Here is a 17,223-nt window from a genome sequence, read left to right on the forward strand (position 1 = left end):
ATGGAGGGCATTGTGCAAGATATTAGAACTACGGACTTTATCGTCGTTGGGGGCGGTTCGAGTGGCGCGGTGGTCGCATCTCGGCTAAGCGAAGAGAAGCGTTTTGAGGTCGCGTTGCTCGAAGCCGGCGGGTGGGACAGCTCGCCTTTCATTCGGATTCCGGCGGGCTCGATCAAAGCGATCATGAATCCTGAGTACAACTGGTTCTATCAAGCGGAACCGGATGCCTCACGAAACGATCGAGCAGACATGTGGCCGGCCGGCAAAGTCCTCGGCGGCGGCTCGTCGATCAACGGGATGATGTATGTTCGCGGCAATCGCGGCGATTATGATCAATGGGCTCAGCTCGGCTGCAAGGGCTGGTCCTATGACGACGTGCTTCCGTTCTTTAACAAGGCCGAGACGAACGAAAACGGCGGCTCGCGCTTTCGCGGCGACAAGGGCCCTCTGCGCGTATCGAATGCCCGCCTATCGACCACGTTGGCCGACGCATTCATCGCTTCTGGCGTACGTGCGGGGATTCCGCACAATCCGGATACCAACGGTGCCGAGCAAGAGGGTATCGGCCCCTGCCAAGCCACCCAGAACAAGGGTTGGCGACATTCAACGGCACGCGCCTATCTGGCCAAGGCGAAGCGCCGATCCAATCTGAAGGTCGAGACGCATTTCATGGTCAGTCGGGTACTGATCGAGAAAGGCCGCGCGATCGGCGTCGAAGGCGTTCAGAACGGGCGCACGGTTCGCTACTTGGCAAACAAGGAGGTCATTCTTTGCGGCGGCGCGTTGTCGTCGCCGAAAATATTGATGCTCTCGGGCATTGGCCCGGCAAAGCATCTTGGCGAGCATGGCATCCCTGTTGTCGTCGATTCCCCGGGAGTGGGGCAAAATCTGCAGGAACATCCCGGAGTGTTGATGTCGACCCATGTCGGCATCGATAGCCTCAATGTCGAAGTGCAAAGCGTCGCCAGGATAGTCAAGCATGGCTTGAACTTCGCTTTGTTTGGGCGAGGGCCAGCCACGGCATGCGTTGCCTCCGCTCTCGCGTTCATTCGCACGCGAGACCATCTCGAGTGGCCCAACATCCAACTGTCGTTCTCGCCGATCGCGTACGACTTCACGCCGGACGGCGTACACCTGTACAAGCGTGCGGCAATTGGCGTTGCCATCAACATCTGCCGGCCCGAGACGCGCGGTCAGTTGCTGCTCCGCTCCACCGATCCAAGTGAGCGGCCGATTATCCAACATGAGCTGCTCGGCGGAGATGATGAGATCAAGCAGCTCATCGAAGGATGCCGGATCGTGCGCAAGATTTTCCGTTCCAAGCCATTCAGTGAATATGACAAAGGTGAACGCTTACCCGGAAAGCAGGTCGAAACCGACGCTGATTGGATCGAGTATATCCGTCAGAGCGCCTTCCTGATGTACCACCCGACTGGCACTTGCGCGATGGGAATTGGGCCGACAGCGGTTCTCGATCCGGAGTTGCGCGTCAAGGGCGTCACCGGTCTTCGCGTTGCGGATGCCTCGATCATGCCGACGCTGGTTAGCGCGAATACAAATGCACCGTGCATCATGATTGGCGAACGGGCGGCCGATCTGATCCGAAGAAGCCACTGAGGAGATATCGTACCGCAGGAGCCGATGGCCCTCGTACGCACGATCGATCGCTTGGCCAGGGAGATATGACCGATGCATTTCGCTTCCGATAACTGGGGGGGCGCCCTTCCTGAAGTGGCTCAGGCTCTCGTCGACCATTGCGACGGCTTCGCCGCCGCATATGGCAATTCCGAACTCGATCGATCGCTCGTCCATCGCTTCCAGGAGATATTCGAGCACGATCTCGAGATGTTTCTCGTGGGAACCGGCACCGCTGCCAACAGTCTTGCGATGTCGGCAGCTGGTCGCCCCGGCGGCGTGGTGTTCAGCCATGCAAATGCGCATATGTTCGAAGAAGAATGTGGAGCCATCGAGAAGATCGGCGGAGGCCTGCGGATCACCCCTGTCGAAGGCGCGCTGGGCAAAATTGCCCCTGAGAAGTTTGCTGCTGCGCTCGGCCGACTGCCGGAGGGCTTTGTCCACGTCGGTCAGCCGTCAGCAGTTACGCTTACACAGGCGACCGAGTGGGGCACCCTCTATCAGCTCGATCAGATTGCTGAAATCGCGTCCATAGCCCGAAAGAGGAATATCGCGGTCCACATGGATGGGGCTCGGTTTGCAAACGCTCTCGTCGCTCTCGATGTCACACCCGCCGACATGACATGGAGGCAGGGCGTCGACATGCTCTCCTTCGGTGCGAGCAAGAATGGCTGCTGGTGCGCCGAAGCGCTCCTCGTATTCAATCCTCGGTATGCGGAACATATGATTTATGCACAAAAGCAGGCCGGGCATCTGTTCTCAAAGTCCCGCTTCATCTCTGCCCAGCTCGAAACCTATCTTTCAGAAGACAATTGGCGGAAGTGGGCGAGGCAGGCTAACAGGCTTGCGGCGGAACTAACTGCAATACTGATGCGATCTGGTGCAGCTCGGATCGCTTGGACGCCCGAAGCCAACATTGTCTTCGCGATCATGAAAATCAAAGAAGCCGAGAGACTTCAAGCGGCTGGAGCCTTCTTCTACAGGCGCGCATCTTTAGAGACCGAAATAGCCATCGCTGGAGACGAGGGCCTATATCGCTTTGTAACAAGTCCAATGAACGATGCGACCGATCTGCAGGACTTCGCGGAAATCCTGAGCTGACCGAAATTAGACCATGTCTCCTTTTTCGAGGTCGCCTTCGGGGCAAGGCGCCAGCTTTTTGGTTATAATCTTTTCATCGACCTTCCTAATGGGTTCAAGCTTTGTTGCGACACAGTTGCTCTTGAAGAGTGGCTTGCCTCCGCTGCTGCTATCGGGGTGCCGCTTTCTCGTTGCGACGCTCTCACTTCTCCCGTTTCTTCTGATGGAATCTCCACGCGATGGATTTCGCTGGCGTTCGCCCCGCCGGCGCGATGCAGTCCTGACGCTGCTGCTCGGTCTCCTTCAGATTGCGGCGGTCATGGCGTTGGTGTCTGCAGCTATGCGCTTCATCGATGCTGCGACCGTTGCGATCCTCCTCTTCACGAACCCGTTGATCGTGATGCTCGTCGCAGGAAGGGCGCTGGGTGAGCAGCTCAACCGGATAAATCGCCTTGGCATGGTCGTCGGATGCGCAGGTATCCCCGTCATCGTCGGGGCAAGATCACGGTGTCCGCAAACGGCTTGATTGGCCACGGGCTGGCTATCGCGGCCGCCTTCTGTTGGGCGGGGGCAACAATTGCACATAGAAAGTTTCAGCCAAACCTGCGGCCTGCCACGCTCAACTTCTGGCAGATGCTCGTTGGTGCCCTAACTCTCATGTCGATCGCGCAGCTTAAGTGTGAGCGCTGGCCGACACATCTCGATTTTGCCCAGGTAATATGGTTTCTCTGGCTTTCCATACCTGCTTCGGCCGGGTCATTTGGGCTTTGGTTCGTCGCTCTGTCCAAGGGTGGGGCAACACGGGCAAGCAGCTTCCTCTTCCTTGCTCCCCTCTTCACATCCCTCCTCGCTGTGCCCTTTCTTGGTTCGGTGCTGGGGCTCCATCAGATTATCGGCGGAGCGCTCGTCGGTCTCGGACTTTATCTGGTCAACCATCGATCGGGCAGCCGAGCCGAAAACCCGAAGATCAACACGTGTCTGCTCGATGAGCGCTCAATCATTTTCGCCAAAGAGGCAAAAGCGTCCCAACCACACCTCCCTAGATTTTCCTAAAGGAGATCGATGATGTCTAAAAACCTGCAGGTATTCAATCAAACGTACTTGGCAGCACGTGATAACTTTCTGCAGGCTACGACGGGCAAAGCTGCAAGGATCTATTCGATCGAACATCCACTAAGCGGACCATCCGGTGAGCCTCTACACGTGGATGTAGCTGTCTTCGGATCCCCACAAGCGGCCAACACCGTTTTCCTCACCTCCGGCGTTCATGGCCCTGAACTGATCGCAGGTTCCGCCTGTCAGATCGACCTGGTCAATGGCGGAAAGCTCGCTGCCTTGCCTGCGGACGTCAAGGTCGTGCTGATCCATGCTATCAACCCCTGGGGCTCGGCTCATGGCCGGCGCTATACGGAAGACAATGTAGACCTGTGCCGAAACTTCACCGTATTTCCGACGCAGACAGAGGTTTCGGAAAGGCTCATCGATCTTCAGGAGGCGATCGACTCTGCTTCTCTGGAACCTGCGGATGTCGCAGGTTCCGACGCAATCATTGAAAGGTTCATCGAGGAAAATGGCTTGGGAGCCTTCATCAACGTGGCCCTCTCCGGACAGTATCATTTCCCGAGCGGCATTGGCTTTGGGGGGAAGGAACCGGCCTGGTCCCGCAGCACGATCGAGCAAATCATCACTGAGGAAGGGAGATCAGCGCGGCACGTCTACATGGTAGATTATCACACCGGCTACGGGCCTTACGCTCATGGTTGCGTTGTCGCGATGCAGACGGGCTCGAAGCTCGAACGAGCTCACGAGGTATTCGGCGATTGGATTCTCGCTCCTCGGGCTCGCCCTACCGCCACCACGTATGAAACGACCGGTCACACGACTGATGGTTACGAAGCGATGCTTCCAGACGCGGAAGTAATCGCCGGCGTGCTCGAGATCGGCACGCTACCGCAGCCGCAGCTCGTCGCTGCAATGATCAACGAGCATCGCCATACCCGGCATCTCGCCAGCACGCCTGACGATCCGAGGCTCAAAGCGGCACGCGATGCTTTCAAAGCTTTCTTCGCGCCCGACGATCCGCACTGGCAGAACTATGTTCTGCATCGAGGCGAGCAGATTTTCGACCAGGTGCTCGCAGACATTTCTCGCCGCTTGCCAGACCGATGTTAAGCTCGGCAGGTGAAGCGTCCAGCCTCGCCTTGGGTCAGACTTGGGACAGTGCTTCACGAGGCGATGTGCCGAAAAACCGTCGGAAAGCCGTCGAAAAATTGGCCGGGTACTCGTATCCGACTTCGTAAGAAATCTGCGTTATCGACAGATCGCCCTCACGCATCAGGTCCAAAGCCCGCCGCATCCTTACCATGAGGAGATATTCCATCATCGTCTTACCCTCGACTGCCTTGAACAGCTTGCTAAGCTTCGACAAGCTCATGCCGGCTTGGCGAGCAATTTCGTTTGCAGGCGGCGGCTGTTGATACCTGTCCTCAAGGATTTTCATGACGCGAGCGACAGCGAGTCTGTCTCTTGACCGCGGCTGCGAACCGCGAGCATCTCGCCGAACAATCTGCTCGAAGAAGATGCGAATGATGTCATTGGCTCTGGATTGCAGAAGGAGACAGCGAGCGAACGGTGCACCAGCAGCCTCGAAGAAAGCGGCGGCCGCTTCTCGAAGCTCGAACGACAAATCGGTAGATATGATCCCGCATATCCCGTTCACGTCGTTCAGGTAGTCACTGAGCGCCCCGGAGTATAGGCTCGGGTCCAAGCCGAGATACTCTATCAAGTAGTTTTTGTCGCACGAAACCGTTACAGATCGCTCTTCGTCCCCCGAAAAAAAGCTTTGAGTACGCACCACTCCCGCAGGGCTGATTGGTACGGTGCAGCTTCTGGTTCGATTTCGAATGATCGAGCTGATGCAGAAGTGATGATGGAACGCCCTGCCATGCGTATGTGGATCCGGAGGGCGCCATCGCTCTCCTCACTTTCTTGCACATCTCGGAGACGATGGAGCGAAGCCCAGCTTACCGTTACACCACCTGGGAATATCAGGACGTTCCGGAACCCCTCCGCGTCCATCCTTTGCGGCCGTGTCGCGATCAGAGCGGTCAAACCGACATCTTCGCGCTCGACGATCTCGTAGTCGCGTGGGACCAGATTCAGCATTCGTTCTGCGAGCATGGCTGTCATAGGGATTCCTCCCCGATGTGCCACGAACCGACGAACGACATGCGTCGAACATGAAGATATTGATCATATGAGCGCAGCAATGGCTCATACGCCGCATTTACTGCGTCAAATAGATAGGAAGACAGGTGACGGCGATAGCGCCGAGTCAACGCCAGCATGACAGAACTCCGCAGAAATATAGCGGCATCCTGCACGCAGCACGCAGGCGTTGACTGCATCCAGCTCATCGCCGCAACAACGATATCGATCGTTATTGCGGCTCATTCATCTGAGTTGACGTCACTCACTTTGATTCACTCTTTCGATCAAACTGACACTATAGCCTTTTCGGCGCTATCGCACAACCGATTCGCCTCCGGCCATCAACCAAGAAGCCGACTCTACTGAGTGGCCATGTTAATGATCTTGGGCTGGCTGTATTCGGCCATGCCCTCGCGGCCGAGCTCTGCGCCGAGGCCCGACTGCTTTGCCCCCCTGAAAGGCACATCCGGCGGGAGGTCGAAATGCTTGTTTACCAAACCGTTCCAGCATCGAGCTTTTGAGCGATGCCATAGGCGGCATCGAGATCCTTGCCCCAGACGCTAGCGGCCAATCCGAACGTACCAAAATTGGCGCGCGCAATGACATCGTCAAGGTCGACATACTTCAATATCGGAAGAATGGGAGCAAATTGCTCCTCGGTCACCAGCCGCGCGCTGTCGTCAATATCACGAACGATCGTCGGGGGAATGAAATAGCCCGGTCGGTCGATAGGATCGCCGCCGGCAATGATCGTGCCATCTCTCGCAGCCTCCCGGAGAAACTCTTTTGCGCGCGCAAATTGCGCTTCGTTCTGCAACGGCCCGAATTGCACACCTTGAGAAAAACCATCACCGACGACCGCAGCTTCAGCAAGGGCCGCTAGCCGCTCGCATACCGCATCGTACACATTCTCGTGAACATATACCCGCTTTATGGCGACACAGACTTGGCCCGAGTTCACCATTGCGCCAGCGAAAATGCGCTCGGCGACTTCCTCAGGATCGATATCGTTCATCACGATGGCAGCGTCATTGCCACCTAGTTCCAAGGTCAGGCGCTTGATCGTCGATGCGGCGCTCGCCATTACGTGGCGCCCCGTGCTCGTCGAACCTGTAAACGCGATCTTCGCGATGAGTGGGTGTTCCGTCAGCAGCGCTCCGATCTGGCTTGGTCCGTTGATGATGTTCACGACACCGGCAGGGAAAATGTCAGCGCAAAGCTCGCCCAGAAGCAGAGTTGTCAAGGGCGTCGACGGGGCTGGCTTGACAACGACACAATTGCCGGCAGTCAGACCCGGAGCCAATTTGGTGGCCAGCAGAAGCAATGGGAAGTTCCAGGGGTAATCATGGCGACGACCCCGAGCGGCGTGCGATGTTCGACTATGCGTTCTCCCTCATTATCGCGAAGGACTTCCTCGGTCGTTTCCATGCTCGCAAACGCGCGCAAAATGTAAACCGTTTGCCCGACTTCCATTTCGGCAAGTCCGAGAGGCTTGCCCTGCTCCTCGACGAGGAGTCGAGCAAACTTTGCGCTTTGTGCTTCGATGCCACTCGCAAGTTGCGCGACAAGTTGGCCGCGCTCGGCCTGAGGCACGATGGACCAGCTCGCGAACGCTGCATGCGCTGCTGAGACGGCGGCTTCGACAATAGCAGCGTCTGCCACAGGCGCTTTCGCAACGACCGTTGCCGTTGCCGGATTGATGACATCGGCCATCTCGTCTCCGTCGATGAGGCTACCGCCTACCAACATCCTATAGTTTTCCATGCCGTTGCCTCCGAGCCTCGTCCGCCTCACGGACAATCGATGATCGGGAAGTTTATGCGGGGAACGGCTAGCTGCCACATTTGCCCGGCGGTCATTTGCTTATGCGGACTTGCACATTACGCATCCCTTCCGATGCGGCTCGTTTGTGCAGCCATATGGAAGCCTTCAAATGTCTGAGCGGCCAGAACAAAAGTGCTTGTCCGTCTTTTCCGGCAATATGGTTCAATGGCCCCATCGTTCAAACAGCTGGACCTCAACCTCCTTCGCGTTTTCGCGGCGGTCATGGAGGAGCGGAGCGCCCTCCGGGCCAGTCGCCTGCTGTGCACGAGCCAATCGGCGGTCAGCCACGCCCTCGCCCGCCTCCGCGACCAGCTCGGCGACGACCTATTTCTGAGAACACGCAGGGGTCTCAAGCCAACGGCACGCGCGCTGGAACTCGCTCCGGAGATCGTGGCGGCGCTGGCGATAGTTCGGACAGCTGTTGAACGGCAAGAATTTGATCCTGCCACATCGGATCGTACGTTTACGCTGGCCGCGAGCGACGCACTCGATACTCACGGTTCAAAACCTGCTGCGCGAGTTCGGGCGCAGCGCGCCCGGTGTATCTCTAGTCGTCAAACCGGGCACGCGCGTGGATCTGGGAGAGATGATTGATCTCGGTCGGATCGATGTGGCCTTGGGAAGCTTCTCAGAATGGCCCGAGCACATGCGGTTCGATCCGATGGCTGCCTATCGCGACGTGCTGATCTCTCCCATTGGCAGCACGCCTATCGAGAGATCCGACCAACTGCATAGCCGGCGACTGGCCGTGGTGTCCGTCGGCGGCGAAGAAGAGGGCGCAATCGGCGGCTTCTTCTATGAAAGGATTGGGCCGAAGAACCGAGATGTACGACAAGGCAGCACTTGAGCGCGCATTTCGGAATTGCGGCTTGATACCCCGTCCATTGTTGGCCATCCCCCATGCGCTGCTATTGCCCGAGCTTGTCGTGGAGGCAAATCTCACCGCCATCATTCCACACCCGCTAGGCGCACATTTCTGCAGGACCCATCCAGTAAGGCTCGACAAACTTCCCTATCCCTGTGCCTCACAGCAGATCGGCATGATCTGGCACCAGCGATCCGACAAGGATGAAGGATTGATATGGTTCAGAAGCATTTTGCGGAGCTTGGTATCTCGTCTGGTTTCCGACGGCGATCAGTTAGGCGGAGCAAAGTCATAGCTGATGCGGCCTGCCGGAAGATAGAACAATGCAATCACCGCACCGCCACGCACCTCGGGATAGTGCCGACTTCCTGGGTCCGGAGCCGTCCAGCCCGGACCTTGCCAGCCGTGCAAGCCGCGGAGTTGGGCACCCTCGTCTATCGGAACCACCATGTTCAACTCACCGTAGGGATGACCATGGTAGTCGCCACGCAAGATGATCTCTCCGTCCGCGTCGCGAATGGCACGCGCATCGTTGCTGTCCATGAAGACGGCGGTAATGCTGAAATGAAAGGTTTCTGGCCCTGGCTCGATGATTCGGCTGCGACGATAGCTCTTGCCAGCGATCTCCTGGTTTGCCGCCCAACCTTCGTCGATGCCGTATCGAATGAGTGTAGCGAGTTCACGATATGTGTCGGTAGCGGGGCCGTACTTCTCGTTCAGCCAGACTTCCAAGTCGCGGCTTGCGGTCATGTCCTTCACTTCAGAGAGAAAGGAAATGCTGCGTTCGATCAGCTGATCGCGATGTCCCATGGATAAATCCAATCCTCAATTGAAGCCGAGAAAACATGCAAATTCATCGACTGGCGCTCTGGGCATCAAACGAGGTTCAATGGCGTTGCCGTCCTCCTCAAAGCCCATGGAAATTCCACAAACGACCATTTCCGCATCTGCAATGGGGAGAAGTGTCCGCAATAGCTTGTGGTACTTCGCGAACGTTTCCTGAGGGCAGCTGCTCAGGCCACGCCCTTTTGCACTCAGCATGATATTCTGCAGGAACATTCCCAGATCCAGCCAGCTGCCCTGTTCCAGACGTCGATCAATCGTCACGATGAGACCGACCGGAGCGCCGAAGAATCCATAGTTCTTGCCGGTCTGTCGTGCACGTCCCGTCATGTCGGCCTGCTCGATTCCCAGTGATCCGTAGAATATTCTGCCGAAGTCCTTCTTCCGGGAAAGATAGGGTTCCGGCAGCTCTTCCGCATAATAGGCATACTCGGAAGCGTAGCTGTCTTTCTCAGTTTCATGCGCCAGGAGGAGAGTCGAGCCGATCTTGTGCTGAATTTCGCCGGAAACCACATAAACCCGCCAAGGCTGGATGTTCGCTCCACTCGGCGCGTGCCGCGCGGCATCGAGGATTTCGCGTACCAGCTCCTCCCCAACCGGCTCGGTCCTGAATTTTCGCGTCGAGGTCCTCGACCGGATGACGTCGTCGATCGAAGCATGATCACGATCCCGAACCCGAAGGGTCGCTCGTTTTTCACTGAGAGGTCTCAACCTGTACGGCTCCAAAATGCCTGCACTAACGGGGCAATGCTCCTTCGGATTTGCCACCCGGATCGATCACTCAGAAGTGAATAGTACGCATTACCCAAATGCGGCACTCTCATCACGAGCATGAAGCGACTACAACTTCCTGTTTATTAAAGATAAAATTCCAGGGAACGATCAAAGCCCCAAGTTTGACGCTAATCATCACAAGACGATAGGTCGCTGCAGATCTTTTCTGCATGGGGATACGGAATGTCGGTACGCGTACTTATGATCAGCGGGAGCCTCCGGGCAGGGTCTTACAACTCGGCACTCCTCCGCCTGCTCCCGTCGCTCGCACCTGCATCGTTTGCGATGGATACCGCGCCGTCCTTTGCTGAATTTCCATTCTATGACGCCGATGAACATCAGCGCGCCGGGACACCCGAAGCAGTCCTCGCGCTGGCGGAAGCCATTCGCCGCTCCGACGGAGTGGTAATTGTGAGTCCAGAATATAACTGGACCATCCCGGGAGCGCTGAAGAATGCTTTCGACTGGCTTTCGCGAGTCGAGAATCAGCCGCTGAAAGGAAAGGCTGTTGCTCTTCAGTCCGCGAGCGCCGGCCCGCTCGGTGGAGCGCGAATGCAATATCACATGCGGATGATGCTGACCTTTCTTGAGGCCAATCTGGTAGCGACGCCCGAGATTTTCGTGGGTCTGGCGCCAAGCAAGTTCAGCGAGGATCGTTCGCAGCTTCTCGATGGCACCTTGCGTACCATGATCGAAGCTCAGTTGCGAAAGCTGGAGGATGTCATCCGCATGACGAACTGGGCGAATGCGCCTGACAATCACGCGATATCCGGCTGACGAAATTGACCGGCCGCTCGGTCTGACGCGACAGAGGGAAACTGACTTGAGCGAAGCTTATATCTGCGGGGCCGTGCGCACCGCCATCGGACGCTATGGCGGAAGTCTGTCCAGTATTCGGATCGACGATCTCGCTGCGGTGCCGCTCTCCGCTCTCAAGTCCGAGTGGCCGCTTATCGATGGAAATGTCGATGAGGTAATTCTTGGCTGTGCCAATCAGGCAGGCGAGGACAACCGTAACATCGCACGTATGTCGGCTCTGCTTTCTGGTCTTGGCGAGCAATGCCCGGGTACGACGGTCAACCGGCTTTGCGGTTCGGGGATGGACGCTGTCATCCTTGCTGCTCGCGCGATCAAGACAGGAGAAGCAAATCTGATAGTGGCCGGCGGTGTGGAAGGCATGTCTAGGGCGCCATTCGTCTTGCCAAAAGCGGAAAGCGCGTTTTCGCGCGCCAACGTGATCCATGACACCACCATAGGCTGGAGGTTCGCAAATGCCCTGATGAAGGAGCGATACGGAACCGATTCCATGCCGGAGACCGCCGAAAACGTCGCGCACGAGTTCGGTATAAGCCGAGACGACCAAGACACCTTCGCCTTGGAAAGCCAGCGTCGTGCGGCTACCGCCCAAATAAGTGGGCGGCTTTCACTGGAAATCGTACCGGTGAGGGTCGCTGGGCCAAAGGGCACAGAACTAAAATTCGAGCATGATGAACATCTTCGTGCGACTACAATCGAGCGGCTAGCGGCATTGAAGCCCATCGCCGGTGATGGCGGGACAGTAACCGCCGGCAATTCGAGCGGCATCAACGACGGGGCTGCCGCAATCGTTGTGGCCAGCAAGGCAGCAGTTGACTCCTACGGGCTTGCGCCGCGGGCGAAAATCCTCGGGGCAGCTGTCGCGGGAGTGGCACCCCGCATCATGGGGATCGGGCCCGCGCCAGCGAGCCAGAAACTCCTTGAGCGGTTCGGCATCCCATTGAGCTCGATCGATGTGATCGAGCTCAATGAGGCATTCGCGAGCCAGAGTTTGGCGGTCCTGAGGCTACTCGGCCTTCCCGACTGTGCCGACCACGTCAATCCGAACGGTGGAGCAATCGCGCTGGGCCACCCCTTGGGATGTCCGGCACGCGGCTCGTACTCACAGCGACTGAGGAACTCATTCGCAGCGGTGCACGCAAGGCTCTCTGCACAATGTGCGTCGGAGTCGGTCAAGGCGTCGCAATACTGCTCGAAAAATCTGAGGCGGCCGGGCGTCGAAATTAGAAAGTAGGCATGATCGCGTGGCCTCGCTGTATCCGCACCTTAGTCGATCGACTTGTATGGCGTTCGCCGACTACCCCGTCACGGCTTCGAGTAGCCTACAGTCGAGAGGCGTCCTTGTCGCTTTGGTGCAGGCCGCCTCCTGCGGCATGAGCTTCGGTTCTCATTCCCTGAGACACCGTAGGGGGACTTCGACCGCACCAGTGATCACCTGGGCAAGCAGATCGACTGCAAGGACGGCGTCTTCTCTAGCCTCCGCAGCGCTTGCTCGCCAGGTGCTTCATCCGCTGTTGACGGTTCGGGTGGCCGTCCATCCTGGCGACGTAACTAAGGATTCGGTCCTCTCCAGTATTGAAACAACGCTGAGATGCTTTGCCAAAAGCCGCCAAGCCAGAAGTTATCAGTCACTTCTGACCGCGCCTCGCGTGGAATGAATGTCGAAGGAGTTCCGATGCCTTTCGACATTCGCCAACCCGATTTGCCATTGCAGCAGCCGATCACGGCAGCTTATATCGCGCGTCGCGGGCGCTAGACGTCGAGCAATCCACCCTGAGCCGCGCCATCCTGAAGCTGGAGCGGGTGATCGGCGGCAGAATTTTCAATCGCTCGCAAGCGGGCGTCACCATGACCCTTGCCGGCGCGCAGTTCATCCGCGCGGCGCGACCGATGGTGGCGAACGCGGAAAAGATGGCGACAATGATGCGGGCGGCTGGTCAGGGCGCGCCGGCGGGCTGATGATCGGGCACAACAGCGCGATTTCGGCCGGCCATCTGCGCGCGACGATACTGGGCTGGCGCGCGGCCCACCCCGACGTCGAGGTCGATGGCGTGGAGGCCGACCGGGGCGCATTGCTTGCCGGCCTCGATACGGGCGAGATCGACATCGCGATCCTGGTGGGCGAAGCGAACCACGCCGATTTCCGGCACGCGTCGTTCTGGAACGAGCGCGTGATGATCGCCCTGCCCGACAGTCATGTCCTGGCCGGGCGCGAGACCGTTCACTGGACCGATCTGCGTGGCGAGCGTTTCCTGCTGCCCGGCGCCGATCCCGGCCCGGAGATTCGCGACATACTGCTCGGCCGTCTGATGATGGCGGGCGAGCCTCCCGATATCAGGATGCACCAGGCGAGCCGGGAAGCGATACTGAGCGTGCTCGGCGGCGGGCTCGGTGTCTCGATCATCTGCGAGGGTGGGACCGGCGCGCGCTATCCCGACGTCGTCATCGGCCCATCCTCGGCGAGCAGGGACCGGCGTTCGTCAGCTATTCCGGCTATTGGCGAGAGGACAACGGCAATCCCGCACTGCGGCGGTTCCTCGCCTTCGTGCGCGACCGCCATGCACTGTCGTTCGACATTCCGTGAACGCGCGAGACAGTGACATGCGACGTTAACAAGCCGGATCGCAACCAATGGCCGGCCTGATTTGCAACCGGAGAAAGGAGCGCGTCATGGCGCAAGGCAAGACACTCATCATCGTGCTGGTCACGCTGATCGTCGGGTTCGGAGCGGGTTTCGTGCTCCGGCCGGTAATCGCGCCGGTCGAGCAGGCGCAAGTCGTCGCGAGCCCGGCTCCCGCTGCTTCGCCGGCTGAGCCGCGCGGCAAGCAGTATTTTGCGGCGCATCTCGGCGAGGCCCGGCAGGTTCTGACGCAATGCGCGGAAGGCTCGGTGCGCGGCGACGAATGCTTCAATGCCGAGATGGCCGTCACGGAGGCGGACGGCAGGGCGCGGCACAAGCGGTTCTTCGGCAACTGAGGCGGGATTTACACCGCCTTCAACTCCCTGCGCGCGATGCCGGCGAAAGGCGCGGTCGGTCGCCATGAACCGCTCCAGCATCGGCGCGACGAGTTTCTCCGGTGCGAACGGCTGTTGCCCGGTCTCCTTCGCGAGCGCGTCTGAATAGGCGACGAGATCGCGATGCACGGTGGCGGGCAACTCCACGGCGAGCTTGACGGGCTTGTCCTCCGGGATCGGCCCCAGCTTCAGTTTCGTCATCGTGTGCCTCCAACGGGCTCCAATACAAGGTCGCGGGTCAGGACGATCCTGAGCGGATGCCCCGGCCGGATGGTGAGTGTCGGTTGCACATTCAATTGCCGCCGCACGATCTGCTGGCCGGTCTGATTGATGGTGTCCTGCGAGCCGCGACGGAGCGCGCGAGTCAGGTCGTCCTCGCTGTCGGCCCCCAGCTCGGTCCCGACGCCGAGCAAGGTCGAGACCGCTGCGGCTTTCAGCAGATTGCCCCAATGCTGATTCACGCGGTCCTGCAAGCCGGCATAACCCGCCGCATCGGCGCCGGGCTGGCGCTCGAGAACGATAGAGTGGCCGTCCGGCATGATGAGCCGGTCCCAGGCGAGCAGCACGCGGGTCTGCCCCGCAGCAACCTCGCTGTCATATTCGCCGATCAGTCGCGCGCCCTGCGGAATGAGCAGGATGCGCCCTGTGGGGCTGTCATAGACGTTAGCCGTCACCTGGGCGGTGATCTGGCCGGGCAGGTCGGAGCGGATGCCGGTGATGAGTGCGGCGGGGATGATGCTGCCCGCCTGCACGATGTTGGGCGAAACCGGCGCGGTCAGCCGCTCGGCGCTGACTGTGCGCCGGTTGGCGGCCTGCGCCATGAACGCCCGCTTTCCGGCCTGATCGCCCTGCGCCGCTGAGCCGTCTTGCTGTTCCGGGAATTGCGGAGCGGAGGTGTCCGGCGCTGCTATCGCCAATCCGGGCAAGGATGGCATCGCGACGGCCCCGGCACCGCTTTGCCCAAGGAACACCGTGCTGGTGCGGGCGGCGTCGCGTTCCTGGGCGATGCGCTGGCGCGCAGCTTCGGCGGCCTGGGCGCGCGGATCGGGCTGCGCGCCGATCGGCGGCGCGGGCACGTCTTGCCCGCGCTGCTGCGCCGAGACGATCGGCCCGCCGAGATCGCCGGGGAGCGGCTTTCCGAGTTTCGGAACCTGGCCGTAATCCTTCGGCCCCGACGTGATGGTCTCCGCGCGCGGCGCGGCTGTCGGTATTGTAGAGTTCCCTGGCCGCCTTCTCCCTTTGGGCGCGAGCGCATAATAAAGCGAGCCGCCGATGCTCGCCGGCGACGACGCCGAGCGTGGCCAGCGCCTTCCTCGACAGGCGCATGACGCGCGGCGCCGGCCCGCGAAGCTGGAAGGCGGCGGGATTCGCGGATGCGGGTTGCGGGGATGCCTGCGGCGCGGCCGGCACAGATTGCTCACGTGCAGGCTGGACGGGCGTGGCGGCGGATCGGCCATCACCGCCCCCTGCGGCGCGGTTCCGCGCCGTCGCGCACGATCCGCACGCGCCGCTCGCTGCGCCGGTCGCCCAGGCGCAGCTCGGCGGCGGTGAACAGCCGGTCCACCACCATGTAGCGGCCCTGCACGCGGTAATTGACCAGCTCGGCGTCGTCGGCCAGGCCGGTCACGAACAGCGGCGGCATCTCGCCCTGCGAGATCCCGGCCGGAAACTCGACGAACACCTGCCGGCCGTCGTCGAACGCACGGGCCGGACGCCAGGCCACGCGGTCGCCCTCGATCCGGTAGCGGAAATTGAGCGCGGCGAGGTCGAGTCCGCTCGCCACAGGGGCGGCGGATGCCGCGGCGGCGTTGGCCCCGCGCAAGGCGATCAGCGCGTCCTGCGGATAGGTCCACGATACCGACGCCATGTAGGTCGAAGCCGTCGCGCGCAGCTCCAGATGATAGGTGCGCCGGGAAGTGTTGATGATGAGGTTCGTGAAAAGGTCGGGCCGCGTCGGCTTCACGAGGATATGCACGCGCGCCGTCGCGCCGCTGCCGCTCACCGTGTCGCCGATGATCCACCTGACCGTATCGCCGGCCGCGACCGGCCCCGGCCCCACGAGCTGCTCGCCTTCCTGCAAGGCGATGTCCGTCACCTGTCCGGGCGCGGCATAGACCTGATAGAGCGCACCTTCGGTCCATGGATATTGCTGGATCGCGTTCACATAGCCGTCGCGGGTGGGCTGGATGCGCGCGGCGGCGTTGGCTGCCCGACGCGGCGGCGCGGATCGGCGGGCTCGGAAGTCGCCGCCCGGCCGCGACCGGCTTCACCTGGCCGGGGAGCGGCAGAGGTTCGGGGATCGTCACCACCTCGACGGGGCGCGGCGGTTCCGCGGCCGGCGTCGCCGCGATCTCGCGCGGCGGATCGTCGTAGGTTATGGAGGGCGGCTTCGCCGATGGGGGGGCGCAGCCGGCGAGCGCGGTGGCGGAGACAAGCAGGACCGCCGAGGCGGAACGGCGAAATGGCGTGTGCGTCATTGCGACAGCTCCCTTGACCAATTCAAAGCGTTGACGAAGACGCCGAGCGGGTTCTTGCGCAGGGCGTCGGGCGTGCGCGGCGGCTGCACGACGACGGTGAGGATCGCGGACCAGCGTTCGGTGGCGGCGAGGCTACCGTCCTGATAGCGCCGCTCGATCCAGGCCACGCGGAAGCTGTCGGGCGATGCCCGGATCACGCTCGACACGTCCACCGCGACCTGCACCCGGCCGACATTGGCGAAGGGGTCGTTGGCGCGGGCGTAGTCGTTGAGCGCCACCGCCCCGATCGGTCGTGAAGTCGTAGGCGCGCAGCCAGTTCTGGCGGACGATAACCGGATCGGCCGGGATCGCTCTGACCTGCTCGATGAAGCGGGCGAGATGGAACGCGATCTGCGGGTCGGTCGGGCGGTAGCCGGCTTCGGCCGGGGCGACCGCCTGCGTTTCCACCCAGCCGATCGACCTCGACCACCCAGGGAACGATGTGGCCGCGGGCGGATTGCCAGACGAGGCCGGCGGTGAGCCCGCCCGACAAGGCAAGCGCGCCGAAGAAGGCGAGGCGCCAGTTCCTGGCCTGCACGCGGGCGGAGCCGATGCGGTCGTCCCAGACCTGCGCTGCGCGCTGATAGGGCGTGGCGGGCTCGGGGGTCTCGCCGTAGCGGATGGTGGGTCGTCGGAACATTTCGG

General features: G+C 60.5%; 15 protein-coding genes and 6 pseudogenes. 12 read left to right on the plus strand and 9 right to left on the minus strand.

Annotation, left to right across the window (positions count from 1 at the left end; all coding sequences use genetic code 11):
• The 5 genes from LY284_RS07735 to LY284_RS07755 all read left to right on the plus strand — a co-directional run bounded on the left by LY284_RS07735 (window position 1) and on the right by LY284_RS07755 (window position 4,887).
• The gene (locus LY284_RS07735) at window positions 1-1,617 is read left to right on the plus strand and encodes a GMC family oxidoreductase (RefSeq protein WP_174834965.1); all 1,617 of its coding nucleotides are present in this window, start codon (window positions 1-3) and stop codon (window positions 1,615-1,617) included.
• Window positions 1,618-1,689: 72 nt separating this feature from the next.
• Window positions 1,690-2,736: a low specificity L-threonine aldolase gene (locus LY284_RS07740; protein WP_155178453.1), complete on the plus strand. Its 1,047-nt coding sequence runs from the start codon at window positions 1,690-1,692 to the stop codon at window positions 2,734-2,736.
• Between the two features lie 13 nt (window positions 2,737-2,749).
• Entirely contained in the window at window positions 2,750-3,241 is a 492-nt protein-coding gene (locus LY284_RS07745; RefSeq protein WP_233385626.1) for a DMT family transporter, read from the plus strand.
• Window positions 3,184-3,768 carry a DMT family transporter gene (locus LY284_RS07750; RefSeq protein WP_233385627.1) on the plus strand — a complete coding sequence of 195 codons (585 nt, stop codon included), beginning with the start codon at window positions 3,184-3,186 and terminating at the stop codon, window positions 3,766-3,768. Before LY284_RS07745 ends, LY284_RS07750 begins: the two co-directional genes overlap by 58 nt.
• Window positions 3,769-3,777: 9 nt before the next feature.
• On the plus strand, window positions 3,778-4,887 hold the full coding sequence (locus LY284_RS07755; RefSeq protein WP_155178449.1) for a DUF2817 domain-containing protein: 1,110 nt from the start codon (window positions 3,778-3,780) through the stop codon (window positions 4,885-4,887).
• A gap of 34 nt (window positions 4,888-4,921) precedes the next feature.
• Here LY284_RS07755 and LY284_RS07760 read toward each other — a convergent pair whose 3' ends face one another.
• The 3 genes and pseudogenes from LY284_RS07760 to LY284_RS39195 all read right to left on the minus strand — a co-directional run bounded on the left by LY284_RS07760 (window position 4,922) and on the right by LY284_RS39195 (window position 7,689).
• Entirely contained in the window at window positions 4,922-5,482 is a 561-nt protein-coding gene (locus tag LY284_RS07760) for a helix-turn-helix transcriptional regulator (RefSeq protein WP_233385630.1), read from the minus strand.
• 41 nt (window positions 5,483-5,523) lie between these two features.
• Entirely contained in the window at window positions 5,524-5,904 is a 381-nt protein-coding gene (locus LY284_RS07765; RefSeq protein ID WP_233385632.1) for a hypothetical protein, read from the minus strand.
• 380 nt (window positions 5,905-6,284) lie between these two features.
• A pseudogene (locus LY284_RS39195) lies at window positions 6,285-7,689 on the minus strand (aldehyde dehydrogenase family protein).
• Window positions 7,690-7,914: 225 nt separating this feature from the next.
• On the opposite strand from LY284_RS39195, the pseudogene LY284_RS39200 reads away from it, so the two are divergent.
• Together LY284_RS39200 and LY284_RS07785 are read left to right on the plus strand one after the other, a co-directional pair.
• Window positions 7,915-8,106, plus strand: a pseudogene (locus LY284_RS39200) (LysR family transcriptional regulator); the annotation flags it as partial.
• A gap of 64 nt (window positions 8,107-8,170) precedes the next feature.
• Window positions 8,171-8,596: a hypothetical protein gene (locus LY284_RS07785; protein WP_233385650.1), complete on the plus strand. Its 426-nt coding sequence runs from the start codon at window positions 8,171-8,173 to the stop codon at window positions 8,594-8,596.
• A 288-nt stretch (window positions 8,597-8,884) separates the two neighbouring features.
• Here LY284_RS07785 and LY284_RS07790 read toward each other — a convergent pair whose 3' ends face one another.
• Together LY284_RS07790 and LY284_RS07795 are read right to left on the minus strand one after the other, a co-directional pair.
• Window positions 8,885-9,424, minus strand: coding sequence for a DUF4863 family protein (locus tag LY284_RS07790; protein WP_155178442.1), 540 nt, complete (start codon window positions 9,422-9,424; stop codon window positions 8,885-8,887).
• Window positions 9,425-9,439: 15 nt separating this feature from the next.
• A complete protein-coding gene (locus tag LY284_RS07795) occupies window positions 9,440-10,168 on the minus strand; it encodes a nitroreductase (protein ID WP_233385652.1) in 729 nt (242 codons plus the stop codon).
• 264 nt (window positions 10,169-10,432) lie between these two features.
• On the opposite strand from LY284_RS07795, the gene LY284_RS07800 reads away from it, so the two are divergent.
• The 5 genes and pseudogenes from LY284_RS07800 to LY284_RS07815 all read left to right on the plus strand — a co-directional run bounded on the left by LY284_RS07800 (window position 10,433) and on the right by LY284_RS07815 (window position 14,023).
• Complete coding sequence (locus LY284_RS07800) at window positions 10,433-11,008, plus strand: NADPH-dependent FMN reductase (protein ID WP_230461330.1); 576 nt, start codon at window positions 10,433-10,435, stop codon at window positions 11,006-11,008.
• Window positions 11,009-11,054: 46 nt separating this feature from the next.
• Window positions 11,055-12,274, plus strand: a pseudogene (gene pcaF / locus LY284_RS07805) (3-oxoadipyl-CoA thiolase).
• 480 nt (window positions 12,275-12,754) lie between these two features.
• Entirely contained in the window at window positions 12,755-13,006 is a 252-nt protein-coding gene (locus LY284_RS38610; RefSeq protein ID WP_309243194.1) for a LysR family transcriptional regulator, read from the plus strand.
• Window positions 13,006-13,647, plus strand: coding sequence for a LysR family substrate-binding domain-containing protein (locus LY284_RS07810; RefSeq protein ID WP_233385654.1), 642 nt, complete (start codon window positions 13,006-13,008; stop codon window positions 13,645-13,647). Before LY284_RS38610 ends, LY284_RS07810 begins: the two co-directional genes overlap by 1 nt.
• A 70-nt stretch (window positions 13,648-13,717) precedes the next feature.
• Window positions 13,718-14,023 carry a hypothetical protein gene (locus tag LY284_RS07815; RefSeq protein WP_155178434.1) on the plus strand — a complete coding sequence of 102 codons (306 nt, stop codon included), beginning with the start codon at window positions 13,718-13,720 and terminating at the stop codon, window positions 14,021-14,023.
• A 33-nt stretch (window positions 14,024-14,056) separates the two neighbouring features.
• Here LY284_RS07815 and LY284_RS07820 read toward each other — a convergent pair.
• The 4 genes and pseudogenes from LY284_RS07820 to trbF form a co-directional block, all read right to left on the minus strand.
• Window positions 14,057-14,263: pseudogene (locus LY284_RS07820) on the minus strand (DUF2274 domain-containing protein); the annotation flags it as partial.
• Complete coding sequence (locus tag LY284_RS07825; RefSeq protein WP_233385656.1) at window positions 14,260-15,519, minus strand: TrbI/VirB10 family protein; 1,260 nt, start codon at window positions 15,517-15,519, stop codon at window positions 14,260-14,262. The pseudogene LY284_RS07820 and the gene LY284_RS07825, both read right to left, overlap by 4 nt.
• A pseudogene (gene trbG / locus LY284_RS07830) lies at window positions 15,519-16,539 on the minus strand (P-type conjugative transfer protein TrbG). The gene LY284_RS07825 and the pseudogene trbG overlap by 1 nt, the downstream one beginning before the upstream one ends.
• A pseudogene (gene trbF / locus LY284_RS07835) lies at window positions 16,536-17,218 on the minus strand (conjugal transfer protein TrbF). Before trbF ends, trbG begins: the two co-directional pseudogenes overlap by 4 nt.
• Between the last annotated feature and the right edge of the window lie 5 nt (window positions 17,219-17,223).

Source organism: Caballeronia sp. PC1 (assembly GCF_021353155.1).
GTDB lineage: Bacteria > Pseudomonadota > Gammaproteobacteria > Burkholderiales > Burkholderiaceae > Caballeronia > Caballeronia cordobensis.

Bases quoted from the DNA above. Each gene is read 5' to 3' on its own strand.
- LY284_RS07735 (WP_174834965.1), top strand. From the start codon at position 1: ATGGAGGGCATTGTGCAAGATATTAGAACTACGGACTTTATCGTCGTT.
- LY284_RS07790 (WP_155178442.1), bottom strand. From the start codon at position 9,424: ATGGGACATCGCGATCAGCTGATCGAACGCAGCATTTCCTTTCTCTCT.
- LY284_RS07755 (WP_155178449.1), top strand. From the start codon at position 3,778: ATGATGTCTAAAAACCTGCAGGTATTCAATCAAACGTACTTGGCAGCA.
- LY284_RS07825 (WP_233385656.1), bottom strand. From the start codon at position 15,519: ATGGCCGATCCGCCGCCACGCCCGTCCAGCCTGCACGTGAGCAATCTG.
- LY284_RS07750 (WP_233385627.1), top strand. From the start codon at position 3,184: ATGCGCAGGTATCCCCGTCATCGTCGGGGCAAGATCACGGTGTCCGCA.
- LY284_RS07745 (WP_233385626.1), top strand. From the start codon at position 2,750: ATGTCTCCTTTTTCGAGGTCGCCTTCGGGGCAAGGCGCCAGCTTTTTG.
- LY284_RS07810 (WP_233385654.1), top strand. From the start codon at position 13,006: ATGATCGGGCACAACAGCGCGATTTCGGCCGGCCATCTGCGCGCGACG.
- LY284_RS07740 (WP_155178453.1), top strand. From the start codon at position 1,690: ATGCATTTCGCTTCCGATAACTGGGGGGGCGCCCTTCCTGAAGTGGCT.
- LY284_RS07800 (WP_230461330.1), top strand. From the start codon at position 10,433: ATGATCAGCGGGAGCCTCCGGGCAGGGTCTTACAACTCGGCACTCCTC.
- LY284_RS07765 (WP_233385632.1), bottom strand. From the start codon at position 5,904: ATGACAGCCATGCTCGCAGAACGAATGCTGAATCTGGTCCCACGCGAC.
- LY284_RS07815 (WP_155178434.1), top strand. From the start codon at position 13,718: ATGGCGCAAGGCAAGACACTCATCATCGTGCTGGTCACGCTGATCGTC.